Annotated in this window: 10 protein-coding genes; 9 read left to right on the top strand and 1 reads right to left on the bottom strand. The window is 40.8% G+C overall.

The window, feature by feature from the left end; genetic code table 11:
- Nucleotides 1-491: 491 nt before the first annotated feature.
- From FIU21_RS12225 to deoC, 7 genes are all read left to right on the top strand, one after another.
- The gene (locus tag FIU21_RS12225; RefSeq protein ID WP_004358900.1) at nt 492-1,232 is read left to right on the top strand and encodes a transporter; all 741 of its coding nucleotides are present in this window, start codon (nt 492-494) and stop codon (nt 1,230-1,232) included.
- Nucleotides 1,233-1,356: 124 nt separating this feature from the next.
- Nucleotides 1,357-3,228, top strand: a complete 1,872-nt coding sequence (gene mnmG / locus FIU21_RS12220; RefSeq protein WP_172891398.1) for a tRNA uridine-5-carboxymethylaminomethyl(34) synthesis enzyme MnmG — start codon at nt 1,357-1,359, stop codon at nt 3,226-3,228.
- 117 nt (nt 3,229-3,345) lie between these two features.
- Nucleotides 3,346-3,876: an adenine phosphoribosyltransferase gene (locus FIU21_RS12215; protein WP_004358902.1), complete on the top strand. Its 531-nt coding sequence runs from the start codon at nt 3,346-3,348 to the stop codon at nt 3,874-3,876.
- A gap of 304 nt (nt 3,877-4,180) precedes the next feature.
- Entirely contained in the window at nt 4,181-6,016 is a 1,836-nt protein-coding gene (gene uvrC, locus FIU21_RS12210; RefSeq protein WP_004358903.1) for an excinuclease ABC subunit UvrC, read from the top strand.
- A 31-nt stretch (nt 6,017-6,047) separates the two neighbouring features.
- Complete coding sequence (gene dtd / locus FIU21_RS12205) at nt 6,048-6,500, top strand: D-aminoacyl-tRNA deacylase (RefSeq protein WP_004358904.1); 453 nt, start codon at nt 6,048-6,050, stop codon at nt 6,498-6,500.
- Nucleotides 6,501-6,697: 197 nt separating this feature from the next.
- Nucleotides 6,698-7,021: a nucleotide pyrophosphohydrolase gene (locus tag FIU21_RS12200; RefSeq protein WP_004358905.1), complete on the top strand. Its 324-nt coding sequence runs from the start codon at nt 6,698-6,700 to the stop codon at nt 7,019-7,021.
- A 200-nt stretch (nt 7,022-7,221) separates the two neighbouring features.
- A complete protein-coding gene (gene deoC, locus FIU21_RS12195; RefSeq protein ID WP_004358906.1) occupies nt 7,222-8,169 on the top strand; it encodes a deoxyribose-phosphate aldolase in 948 nt (315 codons plus the stop codon).
- A gap of 716 nt (nt 8,170-8,885) precedes the next feature.
- Here deoC and FIU21_RS12190 read toward each other — a convergent pair.
- Nucleotides 8,886-9,866 carry a polyprenyl synthetase family protein gene (locus FIU21_RS12190; RefSeq protein WP_004358907.1) on the bottom strand — a complete coding sequence of 327 codons (981 nt, stop codon included), beginning with the start codon at nt 9,864-9,866 and terminating at the stop codon, nt 8,886-8,888.
- 93 nt (nt 9,867-9,959) lie between these two features.
- On the opposite strand from FIU21_RS12190, the gene polA reads away from it, so the two are divergent.
- Complete coding sequence (gene polA / locus FIU21_RS12185; RefSeq protein WP_004358908.1) at nt 9,960-12,722, top strand: DNA polymerase I; 2,763 nt, start codon at nt 9,960-9,962, stop codon at nt 12,720-12,722.
- 581 nt (nt 12,723-13,303) lie between these two features.
- Nucleotides 13,304-14,815 (top strand): GH3 auxin-responsive promoter family protein, encoded by a 1,512-nt coding sequence (locus FIU21_RS12180; protein WP_004358909.1) that lies wholly within the window; start codon nt 13,304-13,306, stop codon nt 14,813-14,815.
- Nucleotides 14,816-14,843: the final 28 nt, after the last annotated feature.

Below are 14,843 nucleotides of genomic sequence, written 5' to 3'. Positions count from 1 at the left end.
ACAAAGAATGCCAACCTGTATAACTATGAAGCATCAACTGCTTTTTACAAGTTGAATTTCATCCATCGACACGAGCCTCTCTTTATAGGGTGCGGAGCCTCCGCACCACACGTGCGAGGCGTTAGCACAATATGTGCGGAGCGTTAGCACATCATGTGCGGAGTATCAGTACGACAATAGAAAGGGGGTGGAATGAGTAGCTATCAGTCGTAAAAAAGATAGCAAAACGCCATTGGTTTTCACAGATAAGGAAGACTTTAACCATAAAATACGCATTTTCAAACGATTAATGCGTATCTTTGTAGCTGATATAACATTCCCCTATAGAAAGATGAGGGTAAAAAGATAAGATTACGAATAGGGGACTGTAATCCACATTAAAACAAACAACAACATTATTAGAAAGAAAGAAGACTATGATAGCCTATCTTAGAAGTGGTTTAAGGAGAACTTTATGTTTATCTCTCCTTACGTTCGTCTCTGCAAATTCAATGGCACAAGACACTGAAGATTTCTCTCCAGATGCCCCTGGTGCTACGACTGGTGTCGACATCATGAAACCAGGAAAGATTGATTGGGAAACTGGTATCGTACTTGAATGGGACAGAAGAAACGGTGGACACGCACGTACTTTCACTATCAACACATCTTTGTTTCGTCTTGGACTGACTCCACAAGCGGAGGTAAGACTACAGATTGATGAATGTATAACCCATACGCCTGAAGGGAATTTTGGGGGTATTGCGAATGCCGCTATTGGTACGAAAATCAAGGTTTATGAGGGTGGAAAGGTGATTCCAAAGGTTTCCTTTATGGGTACAATACTCATTCCTGGTGGTAGTAATGCACACTACCTTCCCAAACATGTAGGTATTCAAGCTCACCTCTTATTCGAAAACGAATTGAGTAGTAAGTTTACATTGGGTTATGACTTGGGAGGTGAATGGGATGGAGATACAGAAAGTCCTGACCTTTTCTTTGGTGCTAACCTCACTTATCAGCCTACTGACAAGTGGAGCTTCTTCGTAGAAAGCTATAACCGATACAACTCAAAGCGACAGGACGACTGGGCAAAACCAGGACATGACAGCCACTTCAACTTTATGAGTGAAGTCGGAATGGATTATAAGGTTTCACCACGACTGCACCTAAACACTTACTACGACATATCTTTCAACGAGTTCTCACGATATAGTAACATTGGATTGGGCATCACTTGGCTACTAAACTAAGAGAAAAGGGAAATTAAGAGAGGAACTTTTCTTTCTATTATATAGGTATAATTCGATTTTATTTCTTAATTTTGTGTCGTTATAAATTAGGGGTATTATGCCCCTATACTTTTGTAAAAAGACGATGAAATTCAAGTATGATGTACTTGTTATCGGCGGTGGACACGCAGGTTGTGAGGCTGCTACAGCAGCTGCCAACTTGGGTGCAAACACTTGTTTGGTAACAATGGATATGAATAAAATCGGTCAGATGAGCTGTAATCCTGCCGTCGGAGGTATAGCCAAAGGTCAGATAGTCAGAGAGATAGACGCTCTTGGAGGCTATATGGGACTGGTTACCGATGCTACAGCGATTCAGTTTCATATGCTGAACCGATCAAAGGGACCTGCTGTTTGGAGTCCACGAGCACAGTGTGACCGTGGTAAATTTATCTGGGAATGGCGCACAATACTCGACCATACGGACAATCTCGACATCTTTCAGGATCAAGCCGACGAGTTGTTGGTAGAGAATGGTAAGGTGTTGGGTATCAAAACGATATGGGGTATTGACATCTATGCACGTACAGTGATTATCACTGCGGGAACCTTCCTCAACGGACTGATGCATATCGGTAAGCGAAAGGTGGAGGGTGGACGATGTGCAGAACCTGCTGTTCACAACTTTACGGAGAGCATTACGCGCCATGGGATTCGTGCTGATCGCATGAAGACGGGTACCCCTGTGCGCATTGACCGACGTTCGGTACACTTTGATGAGATGGAACCACAACCGGGAGAGACCGACTATCATCAGTTCTCTTTCTATGGTCCGCATCGTCATCTACCACAGTTGCCATGCTGGACGTGTAACACGAACGAGGAAGCACATGAGGTGTTGCGACGTGGAGTGGCTGATTCTCCTCTATTCAATGGACAGATTCAGAGTACAGGACCACGCTATTGTCCTTCGATTGAGACGAAACTCGTCACCTTCCCTGACAAGAATAGCCATCCTCTCTTCCTCGAACCAGAGGGTGTTGACACGAATGAGATGTATCTGAATGGCTTCTCTTCAAGTATGCCTTGGGAGGTTCAATTAGAGGCTATACACAAGATTCCAGCCCTACGTGACGCTAAAATCTATCGTCCTGGCTATGCAATCGAGTATGATTACTTTGATCCAACACAGCTAAAACAGTCTTTGGAGTCGAAAGTAATCGAAGGTTTGTTCTTTGCTGGGCAGGTGAACGGTACGACTGGATACGAGGAAGCTGGCGGACAAGGCTTAGTAGCGGGTATTAATGCTGCCCTACTCTGTGCAGGTAAGGATCCTTTTGTGATGAATAGAGACGAGAGTTACATCGGTGTGTTGATTGATGACCTTACTACAAAGGGCGTTGATGAACCTTATCGTATGTTTACTTCGCGTGCAGAATACCGTATTCTCTTACGCCAAGACGATGCAGATGCGCGACTGACGGAGCGTGCTTATAACATAGGTATAGCTAAACAGGACCGTTATGACTGGTGGATGCAAAAGAAGGAGCATATCAATCGTATTCTTGACTTCTGTAACAACACTTCGGTTAAGCCTGAAGTTGTAAACGGTTTCTTGGAGCATTTGGGTACATCTCCTATCAAGGGAGCAACGAAGATAGTTGACCTTGTAGCACGTCCACAGGTCAACTTCGAGAACCTTTCGGCTGTTATTCCAAGCCTTAAAGAGGCTATCGAGGCTTCGCCTAACCGTAAAGAAGAGATTGCTGAGGCTGCTGAAATCAAGCTAAAGTACAAAGGCTATATCGATCGTGAGCGTGTATTTGCTGAGAAAATGCGTCGTCTTGAAGACATTAAAATCAAAGGACACTTCAAGTATAGTGAACTACACGACCTCTCTACAGAGTGCCGACAGAAGTTAGAACAGATTCAACCGGAGACGCTCGCGCAAGCAAGTCGTATTCCAGGAGTGAGCCCAAGCGACATTAATGTGCTGCTTGTCCTCATGGGAAGATAACTTTCTTTGGACAAATAAGTCCTAACACGTGGATAAAAGGAGCACGCCTAAAGGTTAAAAACATGCCTGTTTCACGTGAAACGATAGCATAAAACAAAACTATATAACAAACTGAAAATGAATAAAAAACTATTATTAGACAACCTGAGATGTATCCCGGATTGGCCTATTAAGGGTGTTAACTTTCGTGATGTGACTACCCTATTCAAGTCACCTGAAGCTCTTCAGGAAATTACTGATGAGATGGTTGATCTCTACAAAGGTAAGGGTGTAACCAAGATTGTGGGTATCGAGAGTCGTGGCTTCGTCATGTCTTCTGCCGTTGCCACCCGTTTGGGTGCTGGTATCGTACTTTGCCGTAAGCCTGGTAAGCTTCCTTGTGAGACCATTCAGGAAAGTTATCAGAAGGAATATGGTATAGACACCATCGAGATTCATAAGGATGCTATCAACGAAAATGACGTTGTTTTGCTCCATGATGACCTCCTTGCAACTGGTGGAACGATGAAGGCTGCATGTGACCTTGTTAAGAAGTTTAATCCTAAAAAGGTGTATTGCAACTTCATTATCGAACTCCATTCGGAATTTCCTAACAGTCGTGACCAGTTCGATAAGGATATTGAAATTACTTCTTTACTCCAATTCTAATCAGCAAGACTGTGACAGGAACCTTTCCTCCCTACCCTTTTTATATGAGAAAGAGGAAATGAAATGAATATAAAAAGAAGAGGAGTAACCCACACAAAGGGTCGCTCCTCTTTTCTTTAAAAGTACATTATCGAGGCTTGTAAACCGTCACTACGATATCAAGATTTGATCACCAACGATCGTGCCAAGCCTTAGCACCATATGTGCTGACGTGAAGCACCATATGTGCTAACGCAAAGCACCGTTCGTGTTCCACGTGAAACAAAACGCTTTAAAAGCCCTTTATACAAAGGAGTTACGCAAAATGAATAAAGAAGATAACTTGAAGCGAACTGCTTATCTTAAGAACATTGTTCTCAATATGCCTGAGAAACCAGGCACATATCAGTTCTATGATAATGAGAAAACAATCATCTATGTTGGCAAGGCGAAGAACCTTAAAAGACGTGTGTCGTCCTACTTCCATAAAGAGGTTGACCGTTTTAAAACAAAGGTGTTGGTTTCTAAGATTTATGATATTTCATATTCTGTAGTCAAAACAGAAGAAGATGCACTTCTTATAGAAAATCAACTAATCAAGCAATACAAGCCTAAATACAACGTATTGCTCAAAGATGGTAAGACTTACCCAAGTATTTGCGTAACGAATGAGTATTTCCCACGTATATTCAAAACACGTACTATCAATAAACGTTATGGTGCTTTTTATGGGCCATATAGCCATATTGGGAGTATGTATGCGATTCTTGATATCATTAAGAAGGTATACAAACCGCGCACTTGTCGCTTCCCTATTACGAAAGAAGGTATCGAACAGGGGAAATATAAGCCTTGCTTAGAGTATCATTTACATAACTGTGGAGCACCATGTATCAATAAACAGAGTTATGAAGATTATCAAGAAGCAATAAAACAAGCACGAGAAATATTAAAAGGGAATACTCGTGATGTGCAGAAACTCCTAAAACAGGAAATGGAGAAATATGCGGAGGAATTGCGATTTGAGGAAGCTGAATTATGTAAACAGCGTTATTTAGCGCTCGATAACTTCGCAGCAAAGAGCGAAATCGTAAGTCATACGATTACAGATGTTGATGTTTTCACTATTGTAAGTGATGATACAAGAAAGAATGCGTTTATTAATTATATCCATGTAACTAATGGTGCAATCAATCAAAGCTTTACTTATGAATACAAAAGAAAACTCGATGAATCCGATCAAGAGTTGTTAAATGAGGCTATTCCAGAGATACGTGAACGCTTTAATAGCACCGCAAAAGAGATTATCGTACCTTTTGAACTTGATTTTAAAGTAAAGGGTGCTGAATTCTTCATACCACAACGTGGTGATAAACATCATCTATTAGAACTCTCTGAGATGAATGCTAAACAGTATAAGTTCGACCGATTAAAACAGACAGAAAAGCTAAATCCAGAACAAAAACAGACGCGATTAATGCGAGAACTCCAAGACAAACTGAAGTTATCGAAGCTTCCTTACCACATAGAGTGCTTCGATAATTCAAATATCTCTGGTTCTGACGCTGTTGCTGGCTGCATAGTATATAAAGGAATGAAGCCATCTAAGAAGGATTATCGCAAATACAACATCAAGACTGTAGTAGGTCCTGATGACTATGCGTCCATGCAGGAGGTGGTAAGACGACGTTACAGCCGTATGCAAGAAGAAGGAACTCCCCTACCCGATCTCATAATTACCGACGGTGGAAAGGGTCAAATGGAGGTTGTAAGAGAAGTTGTTGAAGACGAACTCCACCTCAGTATTCCAATTGCAGGACTTGCCAAAGACGATCGTCACCGCACAAACGAGCTTCTTTTCGGCTTCCCACAGCAGACAATAGCACTCGACATCAAGGGCGAACTCTTCAAAGTTCTTACCCAAATACAGGACGAAGTGCATCGTTATGCTATATCTTTCCATCGAGACAAACGCTCTAAGACACAGCTACACAGCGAGTTAGACGATATAAAAGGTATCGGACCAAAGACAAAAGATGCACTTTTAAAGAAGCTGAAGACTGTGAAACACATAAAAGAAGCTGATTTACAAGAACTTACAGAAGTAATAGGAGCAAGCAAAGCAACTATTGTCTATAATTATTTCCACGCTAATCAGTAACTAATTAAAATAAATATTGTACATTTGCGATATGAGAATTGTAATACAACGTGTTAGCCATGCCTCTGTTACTATCAATCAGCAAGAAAAGTCTTCTATTGGTACAGGATACCTTATCCTATTAGGTATTGGTAAAGACGATACTGAAGAAGATATCAACTGGTTGGTAAAGAAGATCATAGGTTTGCGTATTTTCGACGATGAAATGGGCGTAATGAACCGCAGCATCATGGATATTAATGGCGAAATTCTCGTTGTTTCACAGTTTACACTTATGGCAAGCTATAAGAAAGGGAACCGTCCAAGCTGGATTCATGCAGCCCCACACGAACTCTCTATTCCTCTCTATAATCGTTTCTGTGACGCTCTAAGCGAAGCTATGGGGAAACCAGTAGGCACAGGAGAGTTCGGTGCAGACATGAAAGTAGAACTCCTCAATGATGGTCCAGTAACAATCTGTATGGATACAAAGAATAAGGAATAGACGACATAACGTTCATATCAATCATCCTTACAGAACACTTTTAAAGTACTTAGAAACCTGATAAACAACCAAAAACAGCGATTAAATCGATGATATTTTATCATTAAAGCTATCAAAGCCTATAACCATATATAGACTTTTTAGCTGCAAATAACCTACGTTTAACATGTAACAATCAAATAAGGAAAACGGAAACAATGACAATAGAAGAAGCACAACAAGCCGTTGACAAATGGATAAAAGAAAACGGTGTACGCTATTTTAGAGAACTAACCAATATGGCTTGCCTCACAGAAGAGGTAGGAGAATTAGCTCGTGTAATGGCTCGTACTTACGGAGACCAGAGCTTTAAGGAGGGTGAGAAAGCCAATTTAGGAGAAGAAATGGCTGATGTCCTATGGGTTCTACTCTGCCTTGCCAACCAAACTGGCGTCAATCTCACAGATGAACTACAGAAGAGTTTTGACAAGAAAACCAAGCGCGACAAGGATAGACACAAGAACAATCCTAAATTAAAATAAGCTATTTAATAATACAAAATAATCTATAATGTTCAAACAAGAGATATTTTGGAGGAAAATAGAGGGTAAAATGACAGCAGAAAAAGACCATGCTTCACACTTAGAAATAGACAACAAAAGTGGTATAGAATAAAAGTATGCTCCTCCCCTACCCTCACTCTACAAAGAAATAAAAACAAACAATATAATAAAAACAAATCATGGGAACAATTAAAGACACTGTTTCAAAAGACATCCAGGCACAAAAAGCCGTTGGAATCGTCGAAAAAAGCGAGTACGAACAAGCCTTATCACAGTACAATCTCAACATCACTGACGAGGAAGTTAAGGCTGCCGTAACAAAGATTATTGCGGAAAAAGTATCAGAGAACGACAACCTTGAAGTAAAGAAATTCCTCTTAGGCAGCGTTGAGCTTACTACGCTTAGCACAACAGACACAGAAGAAAAGGTATTAGAAATGGTTGAGAAAGTAAACCGTTTTGACTCTGAATATCCTGATTTACCGCATGTTGCAGCTCTCTGCGCTTACCCATGCTTCACAAAGTTGATGGCAGACAGTCTTGAAGTAGACGGTGTTGACATTACAAATGTAACAGGCAACTTCCCTTCTTCACAGACCTTCTTGGAGGTGAAAACCATCGAGACAGCACTTGCAATCAAGGACGGAGCTACTCATATTGACATCGTTATGCCTGTAGGTAAGTTCCTTTCAGGCGATTACGAAGGCGTATGTGACACCATCAACGAACTTAAACAAGTGTGTGGAGACGTTCCTATGAAGGTGATTCTTGAGACTGGCGATCTTGGCAATGCAAGTGCTATCAAGACCGCATCCCTGCTCTCTATGTACGCAGGAGCCGACTATATAAAGACAAGTACAGGTAAGGAGAAGATTAGCGCAACACCAGAGTCTGTATATGTAATGTGTCAGGCTATCAAGGAGTACTATGATAAGACAGGTATACAGATTGGTTTAAAGCCTGCTGGCGGTATCAACACTGTCATGGATGCAGTAATCTACTATACCATTGTTAAAGAGGTCTTAGGCGAGAAATGGCTCACAAACTACTGGTTCCGCATGGGTACAAGCCGTCTTACCAACCTCTTGCTAAGTGAAATCATTGGTACAGAGTCTAAGTTCTTCTAAACTTTTCAGCCAACAGTAACAAAAAATTAAAACGCTGAAACTGATAAAATAAAACAAAAGTAACCTATAAGGGGCATACACTTTGTATGTCCCTTTTTCCGTATCTACACTTGAAAACATCTCTCATTTATTGTTCTTTCAAAGAAAGACAATTTTAAATAAACCTCATAATATAATCTATTTTTAAATGTTATATAGATTATATTTACGAAACACCTCATTAAAAAGGCAAGAAAAGACAATTTTCAGAAATACAATAAACAGCAAGAAAAACACACAAATATAAACTAAATAAGCACAGGAAAATATCTCTTGTAGTCACATAAAACTATAAGTAATCCAAAACAATAAGATAAACAGTACGTACATGGTACCTATAAATCAATCAACTTATGGTCAGAAGCCATCGTTATAAGGGCAAAAGATAACCTATAGATAGTATTATTGTGAAGTAAAACACCATAAACACATATGGTGCGGGGCATCCGCACCATATGTGCGGACGCTCCGCACGATTAGTGCTAAGCCTTAACACAAGTAATATGTAACATAACAACGCATGCCATTGATAAAGAATAAGTCAATAAAAGACATAAAAAAGAGTTTCTCCTTATGTGATGGATAAACCATCATCATAAAGAGAAACTGTCGTTATCATCACAAAAATTAATCAATCTCACGATGAAAAGGGAGTTTTTTGCACTAAACAAGTGCAATTACTTCTTCCTTTTAATTACATAATCAAGGTAAGTCTGGAGAGCAGAACGAATACTATCATCCTTAACATACTTATCAAGGAAAGTCTGTGCTTCGGCATGAAAGTCCCACATACGACGTTCAGCATATTCAATACCACCAGTTACCTTAGCAAATTCTACCAATTTATCGATATCTTCGCGTGTCACCTCGTGTGCTTTCACCTTATGAGCCAAAGCAAGCATTTCCTCATTTTTTGTCGAATTCAACGCATAAATGATTGGTAAAGTGAGCTTTCCTTCAGCCATATCGTTACCCGTTGGCTTACCAATTTCAGCCTCAGAGTCATAATAATCGAAGATATCATCACGAATTTGGAAGACAATTCCGAGATGTTTACCAAAGAGTCTTGCCGCTTCAACCTCCTCATCGCTTGCATTAGCCGACTCAGCACCAATAGCAGCACACGATTCAAAGAGCGCAGCTGTCTTACGTTCAATAATTTTATAGTAAACCTCTTCGGTGATTTCTTTATTCTGAATATTCCACAACTGAAGAATTTCACCATCACTCAACGTACGACCTAACTCTGCAAGATAGCGCACAATAATCTCTGAGTGCGTGTAACTAACATGAAGTAAGGCAGTTGAAAGCACGTAATCACCCACTAATACAGCCACCTTATTATCATAATCAGCATTCACACTCGCCTGCCCTCTGCGAGCAGCCGCTTCATCAACGACATCGTCATGCACAAGTGAAGCCGTATGTAAAAGTTCCAATCCCACAGCCGCATGCTGTGTTGCTTCAGAAACCTTACCAAAGTTCTTAGCCATCAGAAGGATGAGAATAGGACGCATACGCTTCCCTGCTTGTTGCTTGATATGGTTCAAAACCGTACGCAACAAGCCATCTTCGTGGTCGAGAGCATGATTAAAAAGGTCGATGAAATCGCCTAATTCTGTCTCAATCGGCTGTTTTATGAGTGAAAGAGTATCCATTTTTGACTTTAAATTTGATACAAATTTACTCATTTTATCGGAGATTATGGAAGAAAATTAGTAATTTTACAGCTAAAAATAGAATAATTAGTTATGGCAAAACTCTTCCTTATTGACGCTTATGCGCTCATCTATCGTTCATACTACGCATTTATCAAAAGTCCACGTATCAACTCTAAGGGCTTGAATACATCTGCTGTTATGGGCTTTTGCAACACCCTGAACGAGGTTCTTACAAAGGAAAAGCCAACGCATATTGGTGTAGCATTCGATCATGGAAAGACTTTTCGCCATGACGCCTTCCCCGAATACAAGGCGCAACGAGAGGAAACACCAGAAGATATCAAGCTTTCTGTTCCACTTATCAAGCAAGTGCTTGAGGCGATGCATATTCCTATTCTACAGGTATATGGCTTCGAAGCAGATGATATTATCGGTACTATAGCAACTCGCTTTGGAGCCGATGGAATCGATACTTTTATGCTTACACCCGATAAAGACTATGGTCAACTCATTGGTCCTAACGTCTTTATGTATCGTCCTCGTCATGGTGGCGGTTACGAGATATTAGGAGAAAAAGAGGTAGGAGAAAAGTATGGCATCTCTACCCCAGCCCAAGTCATCGACCTCTTGGCATTGATGGGCGACTCAGCAGATAACTTTCCGGGTTGTCCTGGTGTTGGAGAGAAAACCGCAGCCAAGTTAATCAATCAGTTTGGAAGCATTGACAATATGCTTCAACATACTGACGAGATTAAGGGTAAACTACGTGAGAAAGTTGAGAATGCCGTAGAGGATATTAAAATGTCAAAGTTCCTCGCAACGATTCGAACAGACGTTCCAATGGAACTTGACTTGGATGAACTCAAGGTTGAACAACCTGACGAGACCAAATTGCGTGCGATATTTGAGGAATTAGAGTTTAAGACACTTATTAACAAGTTTCTTAACAAAGATGAATCAAAGCCAAAAACCGACAATAATCAGCTTGATTTATTTGCAGAAAACACGACCAACGAGTCAGATGAGCCGAAAAATGCGAAATTTGAGAGTATAAAAACAACCCAACATGAATACAAACTCGTTGAGAATGAGGAAGAATTACGTCAGCTTTGTGACTTTTTTATTACAAAAGAGTTTGTTAGTATAGACACAGAAACCACTTCTACGGATGCAATTAGTGCTGAATTGGTTGGTTTGAGCTTCTCGGTTGAAGAAAAGAAGGCTTTTTATGTTGCCGTACCAGCTAACTATGAAGAGGCGTTAAAAATCGTTCAGATATTCAAACCGCTGTATGAAAGCGACAAAATAATGAAAATCGGACAGAACATTAAGTATGACTATGAAGTGTTAACCAGATATGGAGTGACACTACAGGGTAAGATGTTCGACACGATGATAGCCCACTACCTCATCCAACCAGAACTACATCATAATATGGACTACATGGCTGAGACACTACTCAGCTATCAAACCATTCACATTGAAGAACTACTCGGTCCGAAAGGAAAGAAGCAGAAGAATATGCGCGACCTCTCCCCTACTGACATCTATGAGTATGCTGCAGAGGATGCCGACATCACTTTGCGTCTGAAAAACGTACTTGAACCACGTTTAAAGGAGCTTGGAGTGGAAGAACTCTTCTGGAATATAGAGATGCCTTTGGTACGTGTATTAGCTGATATGGAGCTAAATGGCGTATGCTTAGACACTGAAGCACTGCAAGATACGTCAAAGATATTCACTGAACGTATGAAACAATACGAGCAGGAAATATATAAGGAGGCTGGAGAAGAATTCAATATCTCAAGCCCAAAGCAAGTCGGTGACATCCTCTTTGGCAAGTTGCAAATTATGGATAAGCCTAAGAAGACAAAGACAGGACAGTATGTTACAAGTGAAGAGGTGCTGCAGAGCCTTGAAAGCAAGAGTCCTATCGTACGTAACATCCTCAATTACAGAGGTATGAAGAAGCTTCTTAGCACTTATATAGATGCCCTTCCAAAGCTGATTAATCCACGTACTGGACATATTCACACATCGTTTAATCAGGCACTTACAGCCACTGGACGACTCTCTTCGAGTGATCCTAACTTGCAGAATATTCCTGTACGCACGGATGATGGTAAGGAGATACGTAAGTGTTTCATTCCAGAAGAAGGCTGTCTGTTCTTTTCTGCAGATTATAGTCAGATTGAGTTGCGTATTATGGCACATCTTTCTGAAGACGAGAATATGATGGAGGCTTTCCGTGAGGGTCATGATATCCACCGTGCAACAGCTGCAAAGATATGGCATGTAGATATAGATAAGGTGACTGACGCACAGCGAAAGAAAGCTAAACAAGCCAACTTCGGTATTATATATGGTATTACTACCTATGGACTTGCCCAGCGTATGGACATTCCAAATGGTGAAGCTAAAGAGCTGATAGAGGGCTATTTCCGCACATTCCCAAAGGTACAAGCTTATATGGAACATGCAAAAGAAGTGGCAAGAGCCAAGGGTTATGCCGAAACACTCTTCCATCGTCGTCGCTATCTTGCTGATATCAACAGCCGTAATGCTACTGTACGTGGTTTTGCCGAGCGTAACGCCATCAATGCTCCAATACAAGGAACAGAGGCAGATATCATCAAGGTGGCAATGGTTCGTATCTGGGAACGCTTTAAGAAAGAAGGTATTCGCTCAAAGATGATTCTCCAAGTGCATGATGAACTTAACTTCTCCGTCTTCCCTGAGGAGCGTGAACAGGTGGAACGCATTGTTATCGAGGAGATGCAGAACGCTTATCCACTGAATGTCCCATTGATAGCTGATGCCGGATGGGGCAAGAACTGGTTGGAAGCACATTAAATATATAAAACAAAATAGCTTCCACCCCAAAGCCTCCCCCAACCCCTCCGAAGGGAGGGGAGTGCAGATAGAAAAAGGGATAAGGGTATATAGGAATTTAATTGATACTCATTTTATAGACTATAATTTAATATTAAATAAACTATAATTAAACAAAGAGTACGAAAACGGGGGTAGATTCCAACTTTATAAAGCATAAATAAAGAGGCTAATAACGGCAAATAGAAATCGAAGAGATGAGCTGCAAAGTTGGTAAAAAGTATGAGTAAACAACTACCCTACCCTTCTGAGCGAATTACTTACATGAAGAAAAAGAATTATTTTCATGAAAAGAAAGAATTATTTTCATGAAAAGAAAGAATTATTTTCATGAAAAGAAATATTTATTTTCACGAAAATAATTTAGAAAGGGGGCTAAAAGTAGAAGTCAAAAGAGGGTGAAAGAATCCATCATCTATCATGTAGAGAATACTGAAAAAGAGGCTTTCAAGGGCTTTAAAGCAGTGTTAAAATATAGAAAAAGGCTATCCATTTAGCTTTTTTGGCGTAATTTTGCAATTTAATCAACCAGAGAAATTTGAATGAGTCTTACTAAGATAGTAAACAAATTGTACTTCCAGCCGCGTCGCAGGGAGCTTGAACGCTACGTCACGGATGGAGAGGCTATCCAGCGGGAAGTCATGCAATACCTCGTTGAGCGGGCGAAAGACACCGAATACGGTCGTAAACACCTGTTCTCAACGATTAAGTCATACGAGGACTTTGTACAGAATATTCCAGTCAACACATACGAAGAACTGAAGAGTGACATCGACCGTATGCGCCACGGAGAACGTAATATTCTATGGCCGGGACAGGTTAGATGGTATGCCAAGTCATCAGGTACAACCAACGATAAGAGTAAGTTTATTCCTGTTTCTCACGAGGGATTACAGACAATTCATTATCAAGGTGGTAAGGATGTTATCGCTTACTACCTTAGCAATCATCCAGAAAGTAGACTCTTCAACGGTAAGGGCCTCATCTTAGGTGGTAGTCATTCTCCAAATTATAACCTGTATAATTCGCTTGTTGGTGACCTCAGTGCCATCCTCATAGAGAATATTAATCCACTCATAAATCTATGTCGCGTACCTAAGAAAAGTACTGCCCTACTGAGCGACTTTGAGGTAAAACGCGACCGAATTGCACACGAAACACTGAACCAAAATATCACTAATATATCAGGCGTTCCATCGTGGATGCTCTCTGTATTGGTGCGTGTAATGGAACTAAGTGGTAAGAAACATTTAGAGGAGGTATGGCCAAATTTAGAGGTATTCTTCCATGGTGGTATTGCTTTTACGCCCTATCGTGAACAGTATGAACAGCTCATTACCAAGCAGGGCATGAACTATATGGAGACTTACAACGCTTCTGAGGGCTTCTTTGGAATACAAGACGACCCGACAGACAGCAGTATGTCGCTTATGCTCGACTATGGAGTGTTCTACGAGTTCTTACCTATGGACGAGTTTGAGAGCGAACATCCGAATATCGTTCCATTGTCAGGTGTGGAGATAGGACGCAACTATGCAATGCTTATCAGTACTGCCTGCGGCCTTTGGAGATATGAGATTGGAGACACAATGCAGTTTACTTCGACTAATCCTTATAAGTTTGTTATCACGGGTAGAACCAAGTATTTCATCAATGCCTTTGGTGAAGAACTTATCATGGACAATGCTGAAAAGGGACTTGAAGCAGCCTGCAAGGCTACTGGTGCACAGATATCTGACTACACCGCAGCCCCAATGTATATGGATGCGAAGGCTAAATGTCGTCATCAGTGGCTCATTGAGTTTGCAAAGGATCCATCTTCACTTGAGGAGTTTGCTAAGGTTCTCGATGATAAACTACAGGAAGTCAACTCTGATTATGAGGCAAAACGCTTCCATAACATTACTCTTCAGCCACTTGAGATTATTGTTGCACGCAAAGACCTCTTCAATGACTGGCTCAAGATAAAGGGTAAACTCGGTGGTCAACACAAGATTCCACGCCTTTCAAACAGCCGTAACAACTTAGAAGAATTGCTGAGTATGAACCAGTAAGGACGGAAGACGGTAAAAGAATAAACCA

The organism is Prevotella melaninogenica (assembly GCF_013267595.1).
Taxonomy (GTDB): Bacteria; Bacteroidota; Bacteroidia; order Bacteroidales; family Bacteroidaceae; genus Prevotella; species Prevotella melaninogenica_D.
This window is presented reverse-complemented; position numbering and strand designations above follow the sequence as displayed.

What these genes read in the sequence shown, in the direction of transcription:
- FIU21_RS12180 (WP_004358909.1), top strand. Translation starts at nt 13,304, where the DNA reads ATGAGTCTTACTAAGATAGTAAACAAATTGTACTTCCAGCCGCGTCGC.
- polA (WP_004358908.1), top strand. Translation starts at nt 9,960, where the DNA reads ATGGCAAAACTCTTCCTTATTGACGCTTATGCGCTCATCTATCGTTCA.
- dtd (WP_004358904.1), top strand. Translation starts at nt 6,048, where the DNA reads ATGAGAATTGTAATACAACGTGTTAGCCATGCCTCTGTTACTATCAAT.
- FIU21_RS12225 (WP_004358900.1), top strand. Translation starts at nt 492, where the DNA reads ATGGCACAAGACACTGAAGATTTCTCTCCAGATGCCCCTGGTGCTACG.
- FIU21_RS12215 (WP_004358902.1), top strand. Translation starts at nt 3,346, where the DNA reads ATGAATAAAAAACTATTATTAGACAACCTGAGATGTATCCCGGATTGG.
- uvrC (WP_004358903.1), top strand. Translation starts at nt 4,181, where the DNA reads ATGAATAAAGAAGATAACTTGAAGCGAACTGCTTATCTTAAGAACATT.
- FIU21_RS12200 (WP_004358905.1), top strand. Translation starts at nt 6,698, where the DNA reads ATGACAATAGAAGAAGCACAACAAGCCGTTGACAAATGGATAAAAGAA.
- deoC (WP_004358906.1), top strand. Translation starts at nt 7,222, where the DNA reads ATGGGAACAATTAAAGACACTGTTTCAAAAGACATCCAGGCACAAAAA.
- mnmG (WP_172891398.1), top strand. Translation starts at nt 1,357, where the DNA reads ATGAAATTCAAGTATGATGTACTTGTTATCGGCGGTGGACACGCAGGT.
- FIU21_RS12190 (WP_004358907.1), bottom strand. Translation starts at nt 9,866, where the DNA reads ATGGATACTCTTTCACTCATAAAACAGCCGATTGAGACAGAATTAGGC.